General features: G+C 38.4%; 19 protein-coding genes, 2 tRNA genes and 1 pseudogene. 9 read left to right on the top strand and 13 right to left on the bottom strand.

The annotated features are described in order from the left end of the window. Positions 1–17: 17 nt before the first annotated feature. The 11 genes and pseudogenes from atpF to AAHM81_RS00430 form a co-directional block, all read right to left on the bottom strand. On the bottom strand, positions 18–515 hold the full coding sequence (atpF, locus tag AAHM81_RS00480) for a F0F1 ATP synthase subunit B (protein WP_342265416.1): 498 nt from the start codon (positions 513–515) through the stop codon (positions 18–20). 51 nt (positions 516–566) lie between these two features. Continuing rightward, positions 567–803 carry an ATP synthase F0 subunit C gene (gene atpE, locus AAHM81_RS00475; RefSeq protein ID WP_342265415.1) on the bottom strand — a complete coding sequence of 79 codons (237 nt, stop codon included), beginning with the start codon at positions 801–803 and terminating at the stop codon, positions 567–569. Between the two features lie 67 nt (positions 804–870). After that, the gene (gene atpB, locus AAHM81_RS00470) at positions 871–1,920 is read right to left on the bottom strand and encodes a F0F1 ATP synthase subunit A (protein WP_342265414.1); all 1,050 of its coding nucleotides are present in this window, start codon (positions 1,918–1,920) and stop codon (positions 871–873) included. Positions 1,921–2,181: 261 nt separating this feature from the next. Then, positions 2,182–4,206 (bottom strand): putative porin, encoded by a 2,025-nt coding sequence (locus AAHM81_RS00465; RefSeq protein ID WP_342265413.1) that lies wholly within the window; start codon positions 4,204–4,206, stop codon positions 2,182–2,184. A gap of 144 nt (positions 4,207–4,350) precedes the next feature. Further along, positions 4,351–4,941 (bottom strand): energy-coupling factor transporter transmembrane component T, encoded by a 591-nt coding sequence (locus AAHM81_RS00460; RefSeq protein WP_342265412.1) that lies wholly within the window; start codon positions 4,939–4,941, stop codon positions 4,351–4,353. Beyond that, positions 4,928–5,611, bottom strand: a complete 684-nt coding sequence (locus tag AAHM81_RS00455) for an energy-coupling factor ABC transporter ATP-binding protein (RefSeq protein ID WP_342265411.1) — start codon at positions 5,609–5,611, stop codon at positions 4,928–4,930. The genes AAHM81_RS00460 and AAHM81_RS00455 overlap by 14 nt, the downstream gene beginning before the upstream one ends. A gap of 29 nt (positions 5,612–5,640) precedes the next feature. Continuing rightward, positions 5,641–6,183 (bottom strand): biotin transporter BioY, encoded by a 543-nt coding sequence (locus tag AAHM81_RS00450; RefSeq protein WP_342265410.1) that lies wholly within the window; start codon positions 6,181–6,183, stop codon positions 5,641–5,643. Between the two features lie 185 nt (positions 6,184–6,368). Continuing rightward, positions 6,369–7,022 (bottom strand): tRNA (guanosine(46)-N7)-methyltransferase TrmB, encoded by a 654-nt coding sequence (trmB, locus tag AAHM81_RS00445; RefSeq protein ID WP_342265409.1) that lies wholly within the window; start codon positions 7,020–7,022, stop codon positions 6,369–6,371. A 42-nt stretch (positions 7,023–7,064) separates the two neighbouring features. Further along, complete coding sequence (gene map, locus AAHM81_RS00440) at positions 7,065–7,811, bottom strand: type I methionyl aminopeptidase (RefSeq protein WP_342265408.1); 747 nt, start codon at positions 7,809–7,811, stop codon at positions 7,065–7,067. A gap of 443 nt (positions 7,812–8,254) precedes the next feature. Beyond that, positions 8,255–9,307 (bottom strand): Fic family protein, encoded by a 1,053-nt coding sequence (locus AAHM81_RS00435; protein WP_342265407.1) that lies wholly within the window; start codon positions 9,305–9,307, stop codon positions 8,255–8,257. Positions 9,308–9,563: 256 nt separating this feature from the next. Continuing rightward, positions 9,564–10,016: pseudogene (locus tag AAHM81_RS00430) on the bottom strand (integrase core domain-containing protein); the annotation flags it as partial. 49 nt (positions 10,017–10,065) lie between these two features. On the opposite strand from AAHM81_RS00430, the gene AAHM81_RS00425 reads away from it, so the two are divergent. Beyond that, positions 10,066–10,284, top strand: a complete 219-nt coding sequence (locus AAHM81_RS00425; RefSeq protein WP_342265406.1) for a hypothetical protein — start codon at positions 10,066–10,068, stop codon at positions 10,282–10,284. Between the two features lie 37 nt (positions 10,285–10,321). On the opposite strand, the gene AAHM81_RS00420 is transcribed toward AAHM81_RS00425, so the two are convergent. Next, a tRNA-Ala gene (locus AAHM81_RS00420) sits at positions 10,322–10,395 on the bottom strand. 112 nt (positions 10,396–10,507) lie between these two features. On the opposite strand from AAHM81_RS00420, the gene AAHM81_RS00415 reads away from it, so the two are divergent. The 4 genes from AAHM81_RS00415 (at position 10,508) to AAHM81_RS00400 (ending at position 13,491) form a co-directional block, all read left to right on the top strand. Then, positions 10,508–11,005, top strand: coding sequence for a dihydrofolate reductase (locus AAHM81_RS00415; protein WP_342265405.1), 498 nt, complete (start codon positions 10,508–10,510; stop codon positions 11,003–11,005). A gap of 193 nt (positions 11,006–11,198) precedes the next feature. Then, the gene (gene dnaN / locus AAHM81_RS00410) at positions 11,199–12,311 is read left to right on the top strand and encodes a DNA polymerase III subunit beta (protein ID WP_342265404.1); all 1,113 of its coding nucleotides are present in this window, start codon (positions 11,199–11,201) and stop codon (positions 12,309–12,311) included. 62 nt (positions 12,312–12,373) lie between these two features. Further along, the gene (locus AAHM81_RS00405) at positions 12,374–13,366 is read left to right on the top strand and encodes an alpha/beta hydrolase (RefSeq protein WP_342265403.1); all 993 of its coding nucleotides are present in this window, start codon (positions 12,374–12,376) and stop codon (positions 13,364–13,366) included. A gap of 36 nt (positions 13,367–13,402) precedes the next feature. Continuing rightward, positions 13,403–13,491: transfer RNA gene (locus AAHM81_RS00400), tRNA-Ser, on the top strand. Between the two features lie 109 nt (positions 13,492–13,600). Here AAHM81_RS00400 and AAHM81_RS00395 read toward each other — a convergent pair. Beyond that, positions 13,601–16,861, bottom strand: coding sequence for a hypothetical protein (locus tag AAHM81_RS00395; RefSeq protein ID WP_342265402.1), 3,261 nt, complete (start codon positions 16,859–16,861; stop codon positions 13,601–13,603). A gap of 550 nt (positions 16,862–17,411) precedes the next feature. Between AAHM81_RS00395 and acs the strand changes: the two genes are divergently transcribed. From acs to lptE, 4 genes are all read left to right on the top strand, one after another. Further along, the gene (acs, locus tag AAHM81_RS00390) at positions 17,412–19,421 is read left to right on the top strand and encodes an acetate--CoA ligase (RefSeq protein ID WP_342265401.1); all 2,010 of its coding nucleotides are present in this window, start codon (positions 17,412–17,414) and stop codon (positions 19,419–19,421) included. Positions 19,422–19,535: 114 nt separating this feature from the next. Then, positions 19,536–20,981 (top strand): tRNA (N6-isopentenyl adenosine(37)-C2)-methylthiotransferase MiaB, encoded by a 1,446-nt coding sequence (gene miaB, locus AAHM81_RS00385; protein ID WP_425286263.1) that lies wholly within the window; start codon positions 19,536–19,538, stop codon positions 20,979–20,981. A 4-nt stretch (positions 20,982–20,985) separates the two neighbouring features. Next, positions 20,986–22,227, top strand: coding sequence for a sigma-54 dependent transcriptional regulator (locus AAHM81_RS00380; RefSeq protein ID WP_342265400.1), 1,242 nt, complete (start codon positions 20,986–20,988; stop codon positions 22,225–22,227). After that, entirely contained in the window at positions 22,196–22,870 is a 675-nt protein-coding gene (gene lptE / locus AAHM81_RS00375; RefSeq protein WP_342265399.1) for an LPS assembly lipoprotein LptE, read from the top strand. The genes AAHM81_RS00380 and lptE overlap by 32 nt, the downstream gene beginning before the upstream one ends. The last annotated feature ends 7 nt before the right edge of the window (positions 22,871–22,877 follow it).

Below are 22,877 nucleotides of genomic sequence, written 5' to 3'. Positions count from 1 at the left end.
ATCAGCTTCTTTGTCTGCTAAGCAGATGGGCTTTCGTTTGCTATGAGTTGCGCTACTAGTTCCCATTGGGATGCATCTTGGCTTAATTCTTTAGCCAATAATTTTTCAGCAACTTGAACCACTAATGATCCCAAATGGGCCTTGACTGCTTCATGTGCACGGGCTTCTTCTCTAGTAATTTCGATTTTAGCTTGTGTGACCAACTGCTCCTTGACTGTTAAACCTTCTTGATGGGCTTGGTCAAGAATGGTGCGCTGAGTCGCCAATGCTTCACCAATGATACGCTCACGTTCTAGATGTGCCTCGCCTATTAATCTATTTCGGTCATCCTCCACTTGCTTGATTAATGCTTCTGCTTGCGCAATTTTATCTATAGCATTTGCTACCGCATGCTCTCTTGCTTGTACGATTCCTAAAATAGGCTTCCAAGCATACCTAGATAATACCAACAAAACCACTAAGAAGGTTATAGTTTGCCAAAAGATAATACCAAAATCGGGCGTTATTAAAGTCATGACAGCTATTCGTTGTGGAAAAAGGGATGATGCACGCTGATTAGCGCCATACTACTTCATAGCGATCAAAGCACAAATCACTACACCAAAAACTGCAACGCCCTCAACCAGTGCGCAAGCAATAATCATAGCAGTTTGAATCTTTGAGCTCATTTCTGGCTGTCTACTCATAGCTTCCATAGCGGCAGATCCAATTTTTCCAACGCCAATGCCTGCACCCAATGCAATGATGCCTGCACCAATGCCCGCACCAGCGTATGACAAACTTATATCTAATAAAGTCAACATAGAAATTTTTATTTAATCGTTAAAGACGTTAGGCAAATATACATAAAAACTAAGCAATATAAACATATTAATGGCCTCCTTCATCAACCGCTTGCCCAAAATAAATAGCAGAAAGCAGTGTAAAAACATATGCTTGCAAAAAAGCAACGAGCAGCTTGAGGAGAAACATAAAAGTACCAAGTGGTACACTGACTACTAAGCCTATACAGGTACTTTTCATACTAAAAACAATCCCTATAATGCTTAGTAAAATAATATGACCTGCTGTAATATTGGCAAATAACCGTACCATAAGGGAGAAAAACTTGGTTAGAATGCCCAACATTTCTACTGGAACCATAATAGGTAATAACCAGCTAGGGACCCCCTCTGGTTTAAATATATGGCGCCAATAGTGTTTATTGCCATTAAAAATAGTAATAAGAATGGTAAAAGCAGCCAGTACCAAAGTGATGGAAATATTTCCTGTTACATTGGCACCACCTGGTAGAAGCCCCAACAGGTTGTTCAGCCATATAAAGCAAAAGATGGTTAATAGGTAGGGAAGAAATCGGGCATAATGCTGCTTGCCTATATTGGGAATGGCTATTTCATTTTTAACAAAGGAGGTAATCAGATCTACAAGGGCAAGCCATCCTTTGGGTGGGGCAAGTGGGGCGCGTCGATACTTGTTGGTGATCCATAATAGTCCGCTTACAAGTAGTAGGATGCTCATTAACATGGCTGCTATATTCTTGGTAATGGATAGGTCTAAGACAGATCTGTTTTGATCTAAGCAGTAGATTTTTTGATCTACAAGGAGGTAGCCTCGGTAGGGAGTAGGTTGGTGGTGTTGGTCATACAAACGAGCAGAGGAAAAACACTCGATGCCTCTATCTGAAGAATAAAGGATAATGGGTAATGGAAGTCCAATATGTTGCTGGCCAATGGTAGCAAAATGCCAGCTATGGGCATCTGCCACATGTTCCATAATACACGATCCAGTTTCTTGTGGCGCAGAACGAGCGCTCAAAGGGGCGATACAACCCAATAGAAATACTATCCAAGAAGCCTTTATTGCCTGCATATACTGGCTGCGCATGGAATACAATAGTGGCAATAATCTAAAATGTAACATAAGCGGTTAGATGCAACTGTTTCAAATAAACATTAGACCTTTTGCGAAACTCGACTGCTAAATGGCAGCTTTGTCGCCTATGCTCCTCAAACATACCTTGAGTATGGTGTGGTGCTCGACTACGCTTCTTATAAAGATTGCCTGCCATAGGTAGGTTGCGTAAGAGGTCTGTTCACCCCACTAAGGTACGTAGTTGCAAGGAATTTTTCAAAAGGCTTATGCTTGTTCATGGTATGGTTATATGGTTATGTATATTTTCCTTTAATCAAAGAAAGACCAATGTAGGCCAATATCAGCTGCTTTTTTTAGGCCAGGGTAAAATGGTGTAGCAAAGTAGGCTGTTGGTTTGTTAAAGTATTCGTTGATATAGCTGTATTTCAGTGAAATCTTTAAATTACTGATGCGCATATTACAAAAAATGTCCACAATGGGTCTGCCCTGTACAGCGAATTTGTTTTGTCGGTAAAATTGCTGTGCAATGACATCATACCCATCTCCGTAGTAAAGCTCTTTAAAATGTATATTTAGCCCTATTTCTATATCCATCTTTTTATCGTAGGGTTGGTTTGCATAATAGTAACGGCCTGTATACATATAAGGGGGAATATAGCCTTTAAAAATTTTACCTTTTTTGTTGAGTTCTCTTACCATGGTCAGGCTATTGTCAAAATGGAAATAAGAAAAAAAGCAAAAATTTAAGTTTCCTTCTAAAGAACAAAGATAAATAGGTTTGGTTGCCTGCATGGGCTGAGCAATACAATGGTCATCTCTATCATTTAATGGTGCTTGGCTGTAGTAAATATAGTTGTTGAGCTTTTTAAAAGATAGTATAGGATGAATGGTTATATGGGGTGTGTGGTACCGTACTGCGCCATCTATTGTGCATGCAGATGGCGCTGTGAAAGCCTTGTCCCAGAGTCTGTGCCTACTATAGCCATGGGCTACTATATAAGGCGTTTTATACTTAATCGTATGTCCTGTAAGTTTAAAAAACTTGTATTGATAGATTATGTTGAGCCTATGATAGCCTCCTTGCTGCAATAGATAGGTGCCATCTATACAAAGCTTATTGTGCTGGCTAAAGTGCAAGCGTGTATGGCCACCTAGATAGTGTTCTTTTGTTGCTTTTTGACCTTTTAAAGAATGGCGGTAGGTTACCGTTTCAGGCTTAGAAAAATCGTAGTGTAAAGCAATATTGTCCAGTCTATAATGGAGTGCATAATATATATTGGGCTGTGCTATATCTCCTTTAACCCCTATTTCATTACCAAAAGATTGCATGACAACACTGGCATGCTCTTTGTCAGCTGTATCATTGAGAGGTTCAAACTGGCTGTGGAGCTCTTTAGACATAAAAGGTAGTAGTGATGTTGCATCCAGTTTGTCAATGGTGCATAGATTCTTTTTATGGCTATAATGCAGTTCATGGTATAGTTGTAGCGGTTTGCTAAACTCATAATGATGGTAGAGGTAAAAGTGGCGTCTCAGCTCTTTGTGCATTACTTTATGTACTTGGTCAATTTTGTTATGCATATATGGCTCTGCCAGTAGTGGAAAAGAAGATTTGTAACGTTTGCTGGGATTTTGCTCTTTATAGGCAAACTGATCCTTACGCGAACGTACGCCACCTGTCTCTCTGGTCAGGTATTGCATATTAGACCAGCTGGTAAATAGGTGGTAGGACTCATCTTCACTTTTGATATGGGTAAAAATGTCAAAATAGGGGAAGGCATTAACGATTTTATCATCCTTACTATGTGGCCATTCATTTTCTGTCATAGCACCATACCAATTCGTACCTATATGCCAGGTTTCAAGCAGTCGTTGGGTATAACAGCCATTAAATAAAAAGCTACCCAAGTTGGCCAGCACAATATTAAAGTATGCATATGCTTTCTCTGTATAGTAGTAACGTATATCTTGTGGTTGTTGAAAATAAAAATCATAGGCAGTAAGTCCATAGGTGGCACCTATATGTTGGGGTAATGTATAAAAGATGTGTTGCGCAGCGGTCCAGTGATTGCCCAGGTCCTGAAAGTTGTAGCCATGCTGTTCTGCCACTGTAAAACGGTCCATTTTGGTTACAGAGCGGTCTATTCGGTGATACCTTCTGTAATTGTGTTTTACTGCTCGTGGTGTTATAAAAAAGGTAGAGGTGGCTTCAACTTTTTCTTCTTGGGGTTTTTCAAAAACATCTTCTGCTTTTTCTTTGCCATAAGCGCCAAGTGGTAGGCCAAAAGCTAAAAAAAACAAACTGTGTCGCCACCAAATCGAAAAATCTACCATATAGGATGCAATACTTAAAAATGATCTATCTATTTAACCGTAAGCTTATTTATGCAATAAACAAAAAAAGAACGGCTTAGCCTTTTTTTTGCTTCTAAAAAAATCTGGGTGAGATTTTTAAAATAAAATTTGTTTTTTTGAGCGTTATTCCCAGCATCTGGCTGCTATGGCTTCTGCAATATCATCTGCCATTTTGATGGTTTTGATAACTGACGGGATAAGTATGGCCATAAAATTTTTATTTATTCCTCTCGCTTTTTGAGCCATTTTTACTTCCTTGAAGGTATCCATGATAAGTGGCATAAAACGTATGGTTAGTGCAAAAGCAAGGCTAACCTCAGCAGGCTTTACGCCAACATATGATAATGGCTTTAATAAAGCGACTAATCCTTCCATGATATCTGAATAAGATGTGGTCAATAGAAGCCATGAAGCAAATAGTACAATGTTACACAACCTTAGCATCGCCTTAATCCCATCTACCCAATCCCCTCCAATGGCATGCATAACAAAGATGATAATCAGTAGGTAAAAATGAGCCCTTATGGGCTTAAATAATTGATTATAAGCAATATGCATTAAGAAGCTTAAAGCAAAGGTTATAGATAAATTGGCTAGGTAAAAACGCCAGTCATATCCTATAAACGATAGACTAGTCACTAATATTAGCAGGATTAACTTCCATTCAGGGGCTATGCTACACCATTGTTTCCTATCTATTTTATAATTGGTCATCTATCAGCCTTTGATATGCTTTTATAGAGCGGGTAGGGATATCATCTGCAACCAAGCACCCCTGTTCAAAAACCAATACACGGTCAAAATGCATCAGTAGATCTAAATCATGCGTAACCATGATAATCGTTTGGTGCAGCCTTTCCATTAACTGAACTATTTTTTTCTTGTTTTTTAGGTCTAAAAATATTGTTGGTTCATCCAATACAATATAGGTAGGCTCCATAACCAGAACAGATAAAATGGCTAAAAGTTGTTTCTCACCTCCACTCAGCAGATGGGATTTTCTATATCTTAAGTGTGTTAAACCATAGGCAGCAAGTAGGTCATCGATCTTTTGATGGATCTCTGCTTTCTTATAACCAATGTTTTGAAGGCCAAAAGCAATGTCTTCTTCTACTATAGGGAAGATAATTTGATGATCGGGATTTTGAAAAACAAATCCTACTTTACGCCTAATGGCTTTACCATCTTTACAAGTAGATAGATGATCGATTTCTACTTTCCCTTCAGATGGAAGCTGCAATCCATTGATAAGCCTGGAAAATGTACTTTTACCGCTTCCATTTGAACCTATAACGCCAATCCTTTTTTCATGTAATGTTACATGAATATTTTTTAAAGCGTAGAGGTTGTCAAAAGAAACACTTGCATTGTCTATTCTAATCATTTCATTATATACAAGACTAACCCTTAGCGTTACATTTTTATCAAAGGATAGGATCTTTTAATGACCATTGAAGCAGTAGCTGCAATAGTAACCTTAATGATATCTCCTGGAATAAATATACAAGAAGATAAAAAAGCTTTATATAGGTCAAAGTTAAACATCATAGCAATCCATAGCAGACCACAAATATAGAGTACAATGATGCCACCCAATAGGATATAGATAAAGGCCCAAGCTAGGTTCAATCTATTCCAATTCCTTTCGAATAACCAGCCAATAATATAGGCAGCAGCTGGAAAGCCAAGTATGAAACCACCCGTTGGCCCCATGATAATGGCGATTCCACCACGACCACCTGCCATAATGGGAAGTCCAGTTGCCATGATGGCTATAAATAAAAAGATGGCTAAGGTAGCTCGTTTAGCGCCTAAAATGCTACCTGCTAGCATAGGTCCTAGAGATTGAGCGGTTAGCGGCACTGGATGGAAAGGTAAGTATATTGGAGGAATAAGGGCTAAGACTGCAGCTATTGCGGCAAATAGTGCAATGTATACGATATCCTTTGTGCCCATAAGCATTTCTATGTTTTTCGTCAGACGTTGCCTGACTGCCAAATATATAACAAATATAATAGATAAACTAGATGAGCATTAATCTGCCTAAGTTCATCTAAACTTTTTGGATTATTAGCCTAATATTCTTATTATAGCGTTTTCTGACTCTCCTAGGTAGAGGTGGTTTAATATAACAGATTGCCTTATTTTAATCCAAAGCATAGATAATGGATCTGCATCCCTTCTGCTATGAATCGTTTTTCATAAGTGGTTTGAATGCCAAAATGGTTGCTTATTAATGCAGAACCATACAAGTCTCTTGTATAATTATATGGTGCTATGCCTTGCCGTTGGAGTAAATCTAATGTATAGGCAAACAGTAAACTGCTATCTGTTTTTAAGTGCACATGTCCATCCTGTATAAGTATTGTCTTATATAGCTTTAAAAAACGCATGCTAGTGAGCCTACGTTTTATATCTCTAGTTTTAGGTCTAGGATCTGGAAAGGTAATCCAAATCTCAGCTACTTCGTTTTCTTCAAAAAACTCCAAAAGCTGTGTTGCCTGCGCGCGTAGAAAGGCAACATTTTGTAGCGCATAATCCTTGGCTTCTTGTGCACCTTTCCATAACCGATCTCCTTTGATATCAATCCCGATAAAATTTCTTTCTGGAAATAGTTTAGCCAATCCAATGGTATAAGCACCATGCCCACAACCAATTTCTAGTGTAATCGGATGGTTGTTTTGAAAATATACAAGGTTCCATTTCCCTTTGATGTTTTTATAGAGCGGTTTTTCTGGTTCTATCAGATGATCTAATGATTTATTTGCTTCAAAACGTTTGCGCTTCTGTCTCATAGCTTTAATGCAGCCTAAAAAATAATCTACAGGTGAATAGATTTAAAGAGTAGTTAAAATGGCATATCCTTCTTTTTCAACAGCAATGGTATGTTCAAAATGGGCAGAATCTTTTCCATCTTTAGTAACAATGGTCCAACCATCTTGTAAAGTTTTAATGGCTGAATGGCCAAGGTTTAAAATAGGTTCTATGGCTAGTACCATACCAGCTTTTAAAATAGGCCCCTGATTGGGCTTGCCATAGTTTTGAATCTGAGGCGGCTCGTGTAGCATAGTGCCTACACCATGCCCACCCAATTCTTTTACAATAGCAAGCTTATGTTGTGTCGCATACTGACCTATGGCATGAGAAATGGTAGAAAGGCGAATGCCTGCTTTAATGACACGTAGCCCTTCCCACAAAGCTTGCTCTGTATGTGTCAGTAAAAATTTTCTCTCCTGTGAGATGTTGCCTACAGGATAGGTCCAAGCACTGTCTCCAATGTAGCCTTTGTATTTTACACCTATATCAATAGTAACAATATCCCCTTCGTGCAACAGCTGATTGCTGGGTATCCCATGTACTACTCCATTGTTGATGGAAATACAAGTAGCATTTGGAAAGCCACGATAGCCCTTAAATACAGGATCCGCACCATTGCTTCGAATGATTTCTTCCACCATTGCGTCTAAGGCTAGACTACTCAAACCCGGCCGAATGGCATTTTTTAAAGCTTCGTGGCAAAGCGCTACAATATAACCCGCTTGCTGCAATAGCTGTAGTTCAGAATGGGTTCGTATGTTAATCATATACTTATAAGGTAAGGTAATATTTTCACAAATATAGGTTTTTATATAGAATCATCCACTGATTGTATGATTGTGTGTACCTTGTCTATTTTTTAACTTTTGTGAAATTTATACTGGACTGAAGAAATCGGACAAAAAGTTTTTATTTTATTTTCCGTATCATTTAGTTTTACAGTCATCCAATAAATTAATCAGATGGGAAGAAAAAAGATTAGCCATTTTAGTTCGGAAGAAAAGACTAAAATAGTATTAACCTGAGTTCTGGATTATATTTATTGTAAATCAGTCATATATATGTTAGTTATAGAAGGTTTTTTTTTCATCGCTGTAAATAAATTTAATGGGTAAAATATACGCTCAAGAATATAAAACCTAAAAATTATTTACACACTTTAAAAGACAGACTCGGGAAAACTTCCGCATATAATTGCCAGTTAAGATAGTCAGGCGAGTTGCTCACAAATACCTGCCTTGATTTTCGTAGGCTCTTCTAGGATATTTAATATTTCAATAGCGCAGTAAACTTTATCCCGTTTGTTATTACTCGTCTTTTTAATAATGCCGGCTGCTTCAAGTTTTTGAACACCTCTTTGTGCAGTGCTGTACGAAATCATAAGATCTTTAGCAATTTTATTGATCGTAAAATAAGGATTTACAGCCAAAAGTTGTACTATGTCTATAGGTACCTGGGAACTGCCTCTTGCGATATCAATTTTCCATTGATTTAATAATTCATTGATACGCTCAGTACGTGATAAAACATCTTCAGATTGAATAGCTACACCATTTAAAAAATAAATGAGCCATGCGTGCCAGCTACCTTTCACACTAACATTATAAAGCTGTTTATAATACTCATCGCGTGTTGCTTCAAAAAATGCAGATAAATATAATAAAGGCGAAGGGAGTATCTTTTGTTCAATCAACAGTAACGTAATCAGGAGCCTTCCTATACGCCCATTACCATCTAAAAATGGATGAATTGCTTCAAATTGATAATGGCAAAGCGCCATATGAATCAATGGTGGTAATGATCTGTCGTATAAAAAATTTTCAAATTCTCCCAGGCAATCCATTAAATGATCAGGGGGTGGCGGTACAAACTTTGCTGTATGCAGCGTACATCCTGGAATTCCAATCCAATTCTGACTCTGCCTAAATTCTCCCGGCGTGGCATGCGCCCCTCTAACACCTTGCATTAAGCGTTCATGTATTTCCTTAATCAGGCGCAGCGATAACGGAAACTCTGCTAATCGACTCAGCCCATAATCGAGTGCCTTAATATAATTCTGCACTTCTTGGAGCTCACCAGAGTTTTGTTTTACATGTGCACCAGCATCGGCAGCTAAGATTTCTCCTAAGGTTGCTTGGGTGCCTTCAATTTTACTAGATAGTACTGCTTCACGGGTGATGAATGGGCGCATTAAAAGATGAGGGTTAGGCAGCCTGTTGCCTTCTCGTGCTAATTTCCCAAGCAGAAAATCAGCACGAGACAAACTGTTAACTAGCCTATTATTCCATTCAAATTTTGGTGGCAACGCATAGGGCACAAAAGCATGATATCCTTTGATTGATTTTACAATTTTACCCGCAGGCGACTGTCGTATATCCATCTACATCACGCTTTTAATTATACCATCTTAATAATCACTATCATCACAATATCCAATTATCGATAATAACTGATTTGCTTGTCATCATTTATGAGCATAAGGCGTAGTAGTTAGTATTTAATCTGACAGGCAGTAAAAATTAGACTGTATAGATGTCAGTTAAGTTTAGTTTGTCAGGTATGCTTTTAAGATAGGCGATTTGATTATTTTTTTCAAAGACTAATTTTTTACTATCCTCCCAAGTTTGTATCGGAGTTTTACCGTAACAATATTTTCCAGAATGTGGTCGCTCATGATTATAGTAGTGTAACCAACTGTCTAAATCCTGTTGCAAGTCATCCAGATCTGTATAGATTTTTTTACGCATAGCTGTATCAAAGAATTCCTGTTTCATCGTTTTATTAAACCGTTCACAGAACCCATTGGTTTGCGGTGAATAGGCTTTAGTAACGGTATGTTCTATACCTTCTATACTTAAAAATAACTCAAAGGCATGATGCTCTATTTTACCTTTATACTCAGTACCACGATCTGTTAGAATACGTAAAATGGGTATGCTTTGTTCTTGATAAAAAGGCAATACTCTATCATTATAGTTGTTGTTATTTATAGCCAAGACAATTTAATAATTGTCAGATTAAATGCCAACTACTACAAACAGATACGCTGCCTTAGTGGCAGACTGGGTGTTTTACTTCCCTAAAGTCATTTATGCTGCTTTGTTTTATGAATTAGTTAGGCGTACTTGTTTACCACTTATTTATGATAATCTATGGGTATATGCTTTTGTATTAAATGTGGTAGGGATAGATAAACGCAAAGAACTAAGTCATCTTTCTTTACATTCGTGTGCAGAATAGATTAAAGAAAGTGATTTATATAAATCATTAGAAGCTGTGGAGAATATCGGATTCGAACCGATGACCCCTTGCTTGCAAAGCAAGTGCTCTAACCAGCTGAGCTAATCCCCCTTTTTAAAGCTAAAAAGACTCCATTCACCCCTTTAGCTTCAAAACAAATATAGTGGTGTTTATTGAATAAATCAAAATAAATTGTTTTATTTTGAGTATTTTGCAATAGATTATGGTTATATCTCTTATTGTCGCGATGTCATTAAATAGGGTCATTGGAAGGAACAATAAGCTTCCTTGGCATCTCCCAGCTGATTTACAAGAATTTAAAAAACATACACAAGGCCATCATCTGGTAATGGGTAGTCATACTTTTCGTTCTATTGGCCGTATTTTACCCAATCGGGTTAGTATAGTAGTCAGTAAAAAAATGGATCAGTCCGGTGTGGGCTATCATGTGGTAGGTAGCTTAGCATCAGCTATAAATTTAGCAAAAGCGCAAGGTGAATCAGAGTTATTTGTCATTGGAGGGGGGACAATTTACAGTCAAACCCTACCTATAGCCGATAGAATTTATCTAACAAAAATCCATGCTATTGTACCAGGGGATACCTATTTCCCTTTGCTAGGAAAAGAATGGGTGGAATGTGCTATACGGTCTTTTAAAGCAGATGAGAAAAATCCCTATGATTATGAATTTATTGTATTAGAAAAACAGTGTGCAAAATAGAAGCTTCCTTTTTGCATAAAAACTAAAGTAGCTGTATTATTATATGGGAAGCGACAACATCTTTTAAGTTTTTTCCTTAAATTGTATTCATTTATAAGCCTAATCTTGGTCAAGCAGACAGAAGTATCAGGAAGATGCATAGGGGTTCCCTTGCGTGCAGTATAGTCCCCATATTCAAATCACAAAAATAATTATGGAGTTCACCGTATCATCAGCTTTGCTGTCACAGCAGCTAACTGCCATTGGTGGGATTATCACCCGTAATCCCGTTGTGCCAATCTTAGAAAACTTTCTTTTTCACGTAGATCAGAATCATTTGGTTGTTACAGCATCAGACTTACAAACTTCTATTAGTGCTACTTTGGCGATTCAGTCAGATGCGCAAGTAAGTGTGGCCATACCTGCCCGTATGTTGTTGGATACGGTTAAGAATCTTCCAGAACAACCTATTAGATTGGAAATTAACCCCGATTCTTATACTGTTTCTATTAAATCTGATAGTGGGCAATATAAGTTGGCAGGGGAGAGCGCCAGTGATTTTCCCAGACTAGCTACTTTAGATGATGGTATTGCTTTAGAAGTAGAAGTAGAGGTATTGAAAAATATTTTACAAAAAACCATATTTGCCACTAGTAATGATGAGTTAAAACCTGCTATGTCTGGTGTATATATAGAACTAACCAATGCTATGGCTACTTTTGTGGCTACGGATGGCCATCGGTTGGTGCGCTATATTCGTGAAGATCTGGCAGCATCTACGCAAAGTCCAATTATTGTGCCTAAAAAAGCATTGATGCTTTTGAATGGTCTGTTGAGTGGTAAGGATAAGAAGGTTGGTTTTATTTTTGATCGACATAAAATCCAATTTAGCATCGATAACATCAGTGTGGTCAGTAGATTAGTGGATGAACGCTATCCAGACTACGAAAATGTGATTCCTAAAGAGCACAGCAGTAAGTTGACCATCAGTAGGCCTGCTTTGGTCAGTGCACTGAAGCGTGCTGCGATTTATGCTAATAAGGCGACCCATCAGGTAAAGTTACACCTTATGGACAATCAATTGACCATTTCAGCAGAAGACTTGGATTTTTCTAATGAAGCGCAAGAACAACTTATCTGTACCTATGAAGGATTGCCCCTAGAAATAGGATTTAATGCAAAACTTTTACTAGATATGCTTGCTAGTATCACAACAGAAGAAGTAGAATTCTTTTTTTGGGGGGCTAATAAAGCTGTTTTAATTTTTCCTAGAATACAAAATAAGCAGGAGCATTTTCTGTTGTTAATTATGCCTATTATTTTCTAGGCCAATTTACAGCTGTTTTGATTTAAATTCTATTCTATTTATAACTTGATTTTTGTACGCTTATGTCATACATTTTTTATACAGTCCAGTCAATCCTCTTTTGTTTATGGCTTTTTCCAAACTGCGTGCAAGCAAAGTCATGTAAGGATCAGCAGAAGCCAGTCATTACCTTATTTCATGGGTTAGGCAATAAAGCTGCCTCTTTTGATAGCCTGAAACAGGGGCTTGAAGAAGCTTTTCCTACTGCTTCTGTAGTGGCTTTGGCTAGTGTGGAAGGTAGGGAGAGTATTAAGCTTTCTATAGAACAACAAGCCGAAGCTTACTTTCAAGAGCTCTCTGGTAAGGTATCAGGCCTATCTGATAGACCTATGTTGCTGGTAGGGCATAGTTTGGGCGGCCTCGTTGCTTATGCTTTTTATAAGTTATATGGCCACCTTTTCAAGATAAAAGGGCTGGTTACGGCAGCTACGCCATGGAAAGGGGTGGCTGGTGCTCGGGTGGATGCTGAAATGCTCTCACAACATTTAACGGATCCTGTTTTGGAGGACCTCCGTATGCTGTCGCTTAGCCTTGGGTTTGATGAAACGCACTTTCAGAAGCAGATTGGGTTAAATGTGCAAGTCAATCAAGAGGTGTGTCGTAGCCCTGCTGGTAGAGACTTGATAGAGGGTAGCGGTTTTTTGGGAAAGGTTAAAGCATGGCTGCCTCATGAACAACTTCCTATACTAGCAATAGGAGGGGGAGGGAGTGATTTTAGAGACCTCCTACATAAGAAAAAGAAGCATCGTTTTAAGGCTTTAAATAGCATCTATACTTTTTTTGTAGTAGGTAAACCATATGGCCATCATGATATGCAAGTTTCGCTTGATAGCCAGCATGCGGTTAACCTTGTATCTGAAAGTAAGAAAAATTTTAGAAGGGAGTTTATTAAGGATGCCTTTCATAGTACCCATGTTTTGGGGCTGCCTGTGCCAAAGTCTAAAGCGATGCTTAGCCATCCTCGTGTCTTGTATAAAATTAAGAAGTTTGCTAAACGCATACGCATGTTCAAGTAAGACCATGGTGGTGTCATATAGAGCCATATAGCTATTGGAGTAGTGTCTGAGTGGTTGAAGGTATCCGTCTCGAAAACGGGTGTACCTTGAAAGAGGTACCGGGGGTTCGAATCCCTCCTACTCCGCTTGCATATCTGTTTAATCAATGGCGTGGGCTTAAGACATAAATATTATGTATCCATTCACGCCTCTGGCTGGCCGCCTAGTAAAACACTAACAGGTGAGCGATATTTGCTATCCCATCGAGCCAGACTTTTTATCGAAGGAGATAATGGGCCGATCCACAGGTGTGAATAGATAAGTATATTTGTTCAATGCATCCAATCCAACAGATGGATTCCAGTCAATTGAGTAATAATCTTGAGATGGTTTCCCTATAGCTGCTTCGCCTGGCAGTTTGTATATACGATAATCTATTGTGTTGGCATCATCAATTTTTCTGCATTCTACCATTCTATCTTTACCTTCTAATGCATTAAAGCACGGGGTCTCTATATATTCTAATAATTTTTGATATAAGTCAGGGTTGTGTTTGTTAAACAATTTCAGTACCATTATACTGTTGCTTTGCCCTACGTAATGTTTTTTTTGCGCTAAGCAAGACCTATAGGCATTGGCATCTGGATTAGACACATCATCATTACCATTATGATCAGACCAGTATGGCTGACCATAATCCAATAACAGTTCTGTGTTAGCTGGAATATCCTGCGTTGCAGAAAACAATATAAATGGTGTCACTCCATCACAACTACTCCATAAGGCTAATATATTGGGTTTATTGGCTTGATGGTCATTAGATTGAGCATCATAAGTCTGATTGGCATTAATCTTGGCTAAAATATTCCCTCTTCCGCATGCACTCAGATAGAGTGGGACAGATGTATCAAGGTCGATACCAAAACTATAACTATTTAGTTTATTTACCCCATAAATTCCTTTTGTAGCTAAATAAGCAAACTCAACTGCATGATCGATAGGATCTTCCTCACATAGCAATATACCGGTATAAATACCTAGTATAGTACCCTTGGTTATCTTTTTTTTAGCTACTACTTTATCTTGTCCATGCAAACTTTTCCTAGGGTCATCATTAGAGACTTTTTGTACTTCCAAAAGACTATCCTCTACATGGTTACCTTTAGCATAGCAATCTGTTAAAAACTTCTTGAATTGTCTATGTTCGCTTGGGTCATTAATAGATGGTTGTTTTCTCAAATCTCCTATAGCTTTTAGCAGCTTACTTGCCTTGCTACTTACCAAAATTTCATCATTTTTATTGATTACATCTGGGGTGGTATAGATAGCAGCAGAAACCTTTTTTATGGTGTCAAGATATTTGTCGTTGGTTAGTATATTGATTACATCGTTTAATGCATCAAATGCTTTCATGCCTGATCCTATTACCAGGGCAGATAAATGACCACACTGAATACCTTGTGCTTGTAATGTTTCAAGCTTAGATAAGCTCTCTTTATTGGTTAGCTTATTGATTAATTGTGCAAATGCTTCAGCGGATTTATGACCAGCGCCATTTACCATACTGGATAGATTGCTTACTTCAAACCCTAATTCTTTTAATTTTTTAAGATTGTCCAGTATATTCTCATCGCTTAGCTTATGAATTAACGCTTCAAATGCTTCAGGGGATTTGGTACCAGCCCTATGTACCATACTAGATAGATTGCTTGGTTTAAAGCCTAATGCTTTTAACTTTTTAAGATTGCTCAGTATATTCTCATCGTTTAGCTTATGAATTAACGCTTCAAACGCTTCAGCGGATTTATGACCAGCGCCACTTACCATACTGGATAGATTGCTTACTTCAAACCCTAATGCTTTTAACTTTTTAAGCTTTTCCCGATTTTCCGGACTGGTTAGCTCATTGATTAACGCTTCAAACGCTTCAGCGGATTTGTTACCAGCGCCATTTACCATACTGGATAGATTGCTTACTTCAAACCCTAATGCTTTTAACTTTTTAAGCTTTTCCCAATTTTCCGGATTGGTTAGCTTATTGATTAACTGCTCAAATGCTTCAGGGGATTTGGTACCAGCCCTATGTACCATACTGGATAGATTGCTTACTTCAAACCCTAATGCTTTTAACTTTTTAAGCTTTTCTAGCATATTCTGATCGGTTAGCTTATTCACTAACGCTTCAAATGCTTCAGCGGATTTATGACCAGCGCCATTTACCATACTGGATAGATTGTTTGGTTCAAAGCCTAATTCTTTTAACATTTCAAGCTTGTCCAGCATATTCTCATCGCTTAGCGTATTGATTAACGCTTCAAATGCTTCAGCGGATTTATGACCAGCGCCACCTAACATACTGGATATATTGCTTGGTTCAAAGCCTAATTCTTTTAACTTTTTAAGCTTTTTTCGATTTTTCGGATCGGTTAACTTATTGAGTAACGTTTCAAACGCTTCAGCGGATTTATGACCAGCGCCACTTACCATACTGGATAGATTGCTTGATTCAAAGCCTAATTCTTTTAACTTTTTAAGCTTTTTCCGATTTTTCGGATCGGTTAGCATATTGATTAACGCTTCAAATGTTTCATCGGATTTGTTACCCGCCCTACTTACTATACTAGATAGATTGCTTACTTCAAAGCCTAATGCTTTTAACTTTTTAAGCTTTTTCCGATTTTTCTGATTGGTTAGCGTATTGATTAACGCTTCAAATGCTTCAGCGGATTTATGACCAGATCCACCTAACATATTGGATATATTGCTCAGCTTAATACCATGTTGCAATATCTTCTGTAGTTCAGGTGTTAGTGCATACCCGGACGGCTCATATTTTACCAAAATTTTATTCAGGAAATCACCATAGCAGTCTAGATCCGTGCATTGTTTGCATATACTACTGGTGAACGTAGAGGGCACCTTCAATTTGCGCAAAGCAATAAGTTGGGCTACTATTTTTTTACATAATTGGCTATTTGGCGCATTATTTATTTCCAGTTTTAACCATTTAAAAAATTTTGTATTGGGAAAACTGTCTAACCACTCTTTTGTATCCTTGTCTGGAGTACTATGGAGGCTAGTATCATTGTTGATTGTATGTTTTAATCTGTTTTTTATTGTACTGTTTTGAGTAGATATATTGTTATTTTTATTCAAATTAGCTGGAGCAACCACCTCCGTACCAGTAGCGGTAACGTGACTATTGCGTATGCTTGATGATATTTGAACAGTTGCATTTTTTTTATTGAGGATTAGACTAGGCGATAGTGGATGCTCAGATGTTTTCCTTTTTTTATTTTGGCTTGATCCCTCTTCGTCCGGAGAAAAATCTTGTAGCGCTACTCTAGCTCGTTTGCCAGCAGGGAGATTTGATGCTGCCTTATTGCTTATTTGCTGATCCAATATATAACTTGTTCGGAATATGTTTAAAGTCTTTTTTGTTTGATTTCCAGTGCAAGAAAAAATAAAAACTAAGGCGGATTTATATAATATCCAAAATAGGACGATTAAGGTCATGGGTATGTAAAATGACGAAATGTGTTGTTGTAGTGTTAAAAAATTAATATATACAAGGTTTTTGAATTATACAATAGGATTCTTGCAGACTAAAATAGAAAATAGGGGGAGGAAGGGTGGTTTTACTATGCTTTCATTGACAAAAAACTTGATCTGACACAGAAAACATTTAAAGAAGCAATTAAATTAGCTAAAAAACAAGGTAAGGAGATAAGGCGGCCAGCCACAGGCGTGAGTAGATGCTTATAATCAGGTAAAAAATAAGATAAATTCCTTCCTTCACGGCTATGGTAAGTCCAGTTGTTAAAAAACGTGGGTCGTACGTTGTAGGTTGCTTCCGATATTTCGGAATAACTCTATATTTTAATAATGAATATAGTCAACACAACACATAAGCCTTTATACAACCTACACCATTACATATAATTTAGTATGTTTGTAGACGTAGCCTTATTGTTTTTAAACCTGAATGCAATTGATTATAGATAACGGATCAGATCTGTAGGTAAGCATTGCTTCTCGTAAAACATGGATATAAGAATTTTACAAGATGAAAAGCCCCGATTTAAGCAGCGTATATTCCCCTTCCCATGCTATTCAAAATAGGGCATATGTTGCATCATTAGATGAATATCTAAAAATATATAGTGGCGCTATCGAGGACCCAGTTCAGTTTTGGGAAAAAATATCCAAACAGTTTTTTTGGAAGCGGCAACCAACTGGCCCATTTCTCAACTATAATTTTGACCTACAAAAGGGGCCTATCTTCATAAAATGGATGGAGGGTGGCCTGACCAATATTTGTTACAACCTAGTGGATCGGCATGTTCAAGATGGATATGGGGATAAAATTGCTTACTACTGGGAGGGTAATGAGCCAAATGAACAAAAACAAATTACCTACCAGGCTTTGCTTAAAGATATCTGTAAATGTGCAAATGTTTTAAAATCTCTGGGCATACAAAAAGGCGATCGGGTAGCCATCTACATGCCAACCACTATAGAGGCTATAGTAGTGATGCTGAGCTGTGCACGTATTGGTGCCATTCATATGGTGGTTTTTGCAGGATTTTCAGCAGATGCACTAACAGAACGCATGATAGATGGCAAAGCAAAACTGTTGGTAACCGCTGATGGAACGTTCCGCGGCACAAAATTTGTCCCACTTAAATCAATTGCCACCCAGGCATTGCTACAGTGTAAAGCAACTGGCCATCCGATTAACCACTGTATTGTTTTCAATCGACTGCAAACCACGAAACAAACAGAACATATACCTGATATTCCTTGGGATGATGCCATAGATCACTCCTGGGATGCATTGATGGCATCTGCATCAGATCTATGTGAACCTGAGTGGGTTGATGCAGAAGATCCACTGTTTATATTGTATACAAGCGGTTCTACTGGCAAACCAAAAGGGATACTACATACAAGTGGAGGCTATCTTATCTATGCAGCAACGCTATTTAAATATGCATTTGACTACCACCTAGAAGATATATTTTTTTGCTCTGGGGATTTGGGTTGGATTACAGGCCATACCTTCAATGTATATGGCGCACTTGCCTGTAAAAGCAGCTCATTGATATTTGATGGCATTCCAACTTATCCAGATGGGGGCCGTTTCTGGGATTTGATTGATAGGTATCAAGTAACGACATTTTATACAGCACCCACCGCGATTCGAACCCTTATGCGATTAGGATCTTCCTATGTTACAAAGCATAGTAGGGCCTCGCTGCGTATACTCGGCTCGGTGGGTGAGCCTATTGATCCCTCAACCTGGAGCTGGTTTTATCAGGTAGTTGGAGCAAAGCGCTGTCCGATCATTGATACTTTTTGGCAAACAGAAACAGGTGCACCCATTATTTGCCCACTTCCTGGAGCTACACCATTGAAACCCGGATCTGCTACACTCCCCTTTTGGGGCATTGTCCCCACCATCGTTGATGATGATGGTGTTGAAATTATAGGTGAAGGGCAAGGCCATCTCGTTATCAAAAATCCTTGGCCAGGGATAGCACGGACCATTGATGGAGATCATCAGCGCTTTGAGTCGACCTATTTTAAACCATATAATGGCTACTACTATACAGGCGACGCTGCAAAACGTGATGCAGATGGTTATTTTTGGATCATAGGTAGAACAGATGACATGTTGAATAGCTCAGGCCACTTGATATCAACTGCTGAAATTGAGTCTGCATTGATGCAACACCCATCAGTGGCTGAAGCAGCTGCTGTCTCTGCACCACATGCGATAAAAGGTGAGTCGATCCATTGTTTTATTGTATTAAAGCATCAATCGGTTTATAACCAGATCATTGAAACCGAGATCAAATCACTTATTCGAAACAGGCTAGGTGCCTTTGCCGTTCCAGACCTAATATATCCACTACCCGCTCTACCTAAAGTAGGTTCTGGAAAAATAATGCGTCGACTACTCAAAAAAATAGTTCGACAAGAAATCCATTTGGGTGACACATCAACGCTAGTTGATGAAAATATTATTGAACAGCTTCGAGCCTTTACCCTAAATAAGGTTAAGATTTTTTAATTAGCGTATGGGGCAATCCCACCTATTTTGTACCTTTATAGAGTTTTTATCTAACTGCCGTCTATGCTGCTTGAAGGCCTTGTATAGACTATGTAGTAATACGATGATATCCATATGGAACAAAAAATATTTATCTCTACCGATCGTGGTGGAACAAAAAGTCTACCCAAACAGCCTAGTACGCATGGCCCTATGCGCAAACTATATATAGAAAGCTATGGTTGTCAAATGAATTTCTCTGACAGTGAAATCGTAGCTTCTATTATGGCGGGGCAAGGTTTTATTTTTACAGACCACTATCATGAGGCAGACCTCATTCTCATCAACACATGTGCCATTCGAGATAAAGCTGAACAGACCATTCGGAATAGGTTATTGGTTTTTAACCAACAAAAGCTAAAACAGCCCGATCTTATTGTAGGCATATTGGGTTGTATGGCAGAACGACTTAAAACACAATTGCTAGAGGAGGAAAAGGTTGTTGATTTGGTAGCAGGTCCGGATGCGTATAGAGACCTTCCAAGATTAATTAGTCAGGTAGATCAAGGATATAAAGCGGTCAATACCTTTTTATCCAAAGAAGAAACCTATGCTGATATTGCCCCCATTCGCTTGCATTCAAGTGGTGTAACCGCTTTTATCTCTATTATGAGGGGGTGTAATAATATGTGTTCCTTTTGTATTGTTCCTTTTACCAGAGGACGCGAACGAAGCAGAGATCCCTATTCCATTGTTCAAGAGGCCAAACAATTATTTGAAGCAGGATATAAAGAAGTTACCCTTTTAGGGCAAAATGTAGATTCATATCGCTGGCATCCATCTGAAGCAGCGACGGCTACATCACCAGATCATCTATCCAGCAAGAACGTGATTCACTTTGCCCAATTACTGGCCATGGTAGCTGAGATTGATCCGACGTTAAGGGTCCGTTTTTCCACTTCTCACCCTAAAGATATGACTGATGAGGTGTTGTATACGATGAAAGCCTATGATAACATCTGTAAGCATATCCACCTCCCTGTTCAAAGTGGCAATAGCCGTATTTTAAAGCTTATGAACCGCACCTATGATCGAGCGTGGTATGTGGAAAGAATTCATGCTATTAGAAATATTCTAGGGCCATCTTGTGCCATTTCTTCTGACATGATTGCAGGGTTTTGCTCCGAAACAGAAGCAGAACATGCCGATACGCTCTCTCTAATGGATTATGTACAATATGATTTTTCTTTTATGTTTTATTACTCTGAGCGGCCAGGTACCTTGGCTGCTAGAAAATATCCAGATGATGTGCCAGAAGCAGTAAAAAAGCGTAGGCTTAGTGAAATTATAGCCAAGCAACGTGAACATGCCTTGATGCACAATCAAAAAAGTATCAATCAGGTCTATCAGGTGCTTATTGAAAAATATTCTAAAAAATCAGAAGCATTTTTTCAAGGTAGAACCAGTCAAAATAAGATCGTTGTATTCCCAAAAGAGGGCCATAAAATAGGAGATTATGTAGATGTGCACATTACAAGTTGCAATGCAGCTACGCTATTTGGCAATACCTTAAGCATATGAAGCTATGAAAGAAGATCTTCAATATATCAAACAGCGGTTTAATATTATTGGAAATTCCCCATTATTGAATAGGGCTATTGAAATAGCTATGCAGGTAGCGTCTACCGATTTATCGGTTTTAATTATGGGTGAGAGTGGAACTGGAAAGGAATCTTTTTCAAAAATTATTCATACACTGAGTCCCTACCGCCATGGTAGCTTTATAGCTATAAATTGCGGGGCCATTCCAGAAGGTACCATAGACTCCGAACTTTTTGGCCATGAAAAAGGAGCCTTTACAGGTGCCCTAGAAAGCCGAAAAGGCTATTTTGAAGAAGCCAATGGTGGTACCATTTTTTTAGATGAAATAGGTGAAATGCCTTTGGGCACACAAACCAGACTTTTGCGTGTGTTAGAATATGGAGAATATGTAAGGGTAGGTTCCTCTAACGTACAAAAAACTAGCGTACGTGTAGTAGCAGCTACCCATGTAGACCTGCTCTATGCCATTCAACAAGGAAAATTTCGAGAAGATTTGTATTATAGACTCAATACTGTTCCGATTCATATACCCCCTCTGCGCGAACGGGGTGCAGATATTATACAATTATTTCATAAGTTTTCTAGTGATTTTGCCACTAAATACCGTGTTAAACCGTTAGAAATCAGCTCAGATGCAAAAGATATTTTGTGTGGCTATTCATTTCCAGGTAATATCCGTCAACTGAAAAATATTGTGGAGCAAATGTCATTACTCGAAGGGGTAGCGATGGCTACTCCAAAAGTAATAGAAAAATATTTACCGAAAGTGCAAAGCCATACGTTACCAGTACTTTATAAGAAATGGCAAGATAATGAGCTGATTGAGAAAGAATACATTTACCCTATCCTCTTTGACTTGAAAAGAGAGGTTACAGAATTAAAAGCATTAATGCTTAATTTTATGGAGTCTGGTTCCATGAAAAGCCCCATTATAAAAGAGCATACACGCCTTGGAGCCTACAGTGATCAAGTAAATACATCCAAAAAGATCCATTTTTTGGACACAGCACAATCCTTTAAAGAAGATGATTTAAATTGCATCAACACGCCCTATACAGCCGAAAACCTTTCTATGGAAGCCCAAGAACAAGCATTGATTCGTAGGTCTTTACAAAAAAACCATGGAAATCGTAAAAGTGCAGCTGATGATTTAGGGATCTCTGAAAGAACGCTTTATCGAAAAATTAAACAATATGAGATTGAAGAGTCCGGTTTCAAGCAATAGACCTCTTCCAAAACCTATTGGTGGCATGCAATTTTTAGGAGCATCAAGGTCATGCACCGCAACATACACAACTGTATGTGAGGAGGAGTATAGACACATCCCAAAGCTGCCAGCAGCAAACACGTTTCGAAAGAGGTCTGCTAATCGATACTTTCTTTTTTTGGTACTATGGCTGCATGGTTGTGGTATTTTTACCTTCTCAGGTGTTTCAGTCTCTCCCGATATGAAGGACTTTTCTATTCAGTTCTATACAGAAGTTTCAGATGGGCCGCCAGATATGCAGAACAAGCTTATGGACGAGCTTGCAACAAGAATAATGCGCTCAACCAGCTCTTTAGCCCAAGCAGAAAAAGATGGTGACATCCAGTATGAAGGTGTCATTAAGTCCTTTTCCTACCGTACAACCTTCAGTACAAAAGATGAAGACGACAATCCTAAAGAAGTACAACGTTTAACCATCACCATAGAAGTTTCTTATTCGAATCCTGCTGATGAGGAAGCTTCCTTTAAGAAAAAATTATTTTCGGCTAGCGCGGATATGTTGTCTACTGAAAATCAATTAGACAAAGAACCTGAGTTGATTAAAGAAATTTTTCGTCAACTAGTAGATGATGTGTATAACAAATCTATAGATAATTGGTAAGATTCAA

Source organism: Cardinium endosymbiont of Philonthus spinipes, assembly GCF_964030745.1.
Lineage (GTDB): Bacteria > Bacteroidota > Bacteroidia > Cytophagales > Amoebophilaceae > Cardinium.
The sequence above is the reverse complement of the archived record's forward strand: the minus strand, read 5'-3'. Positions and strand labels throughout refer to the sequence as shown.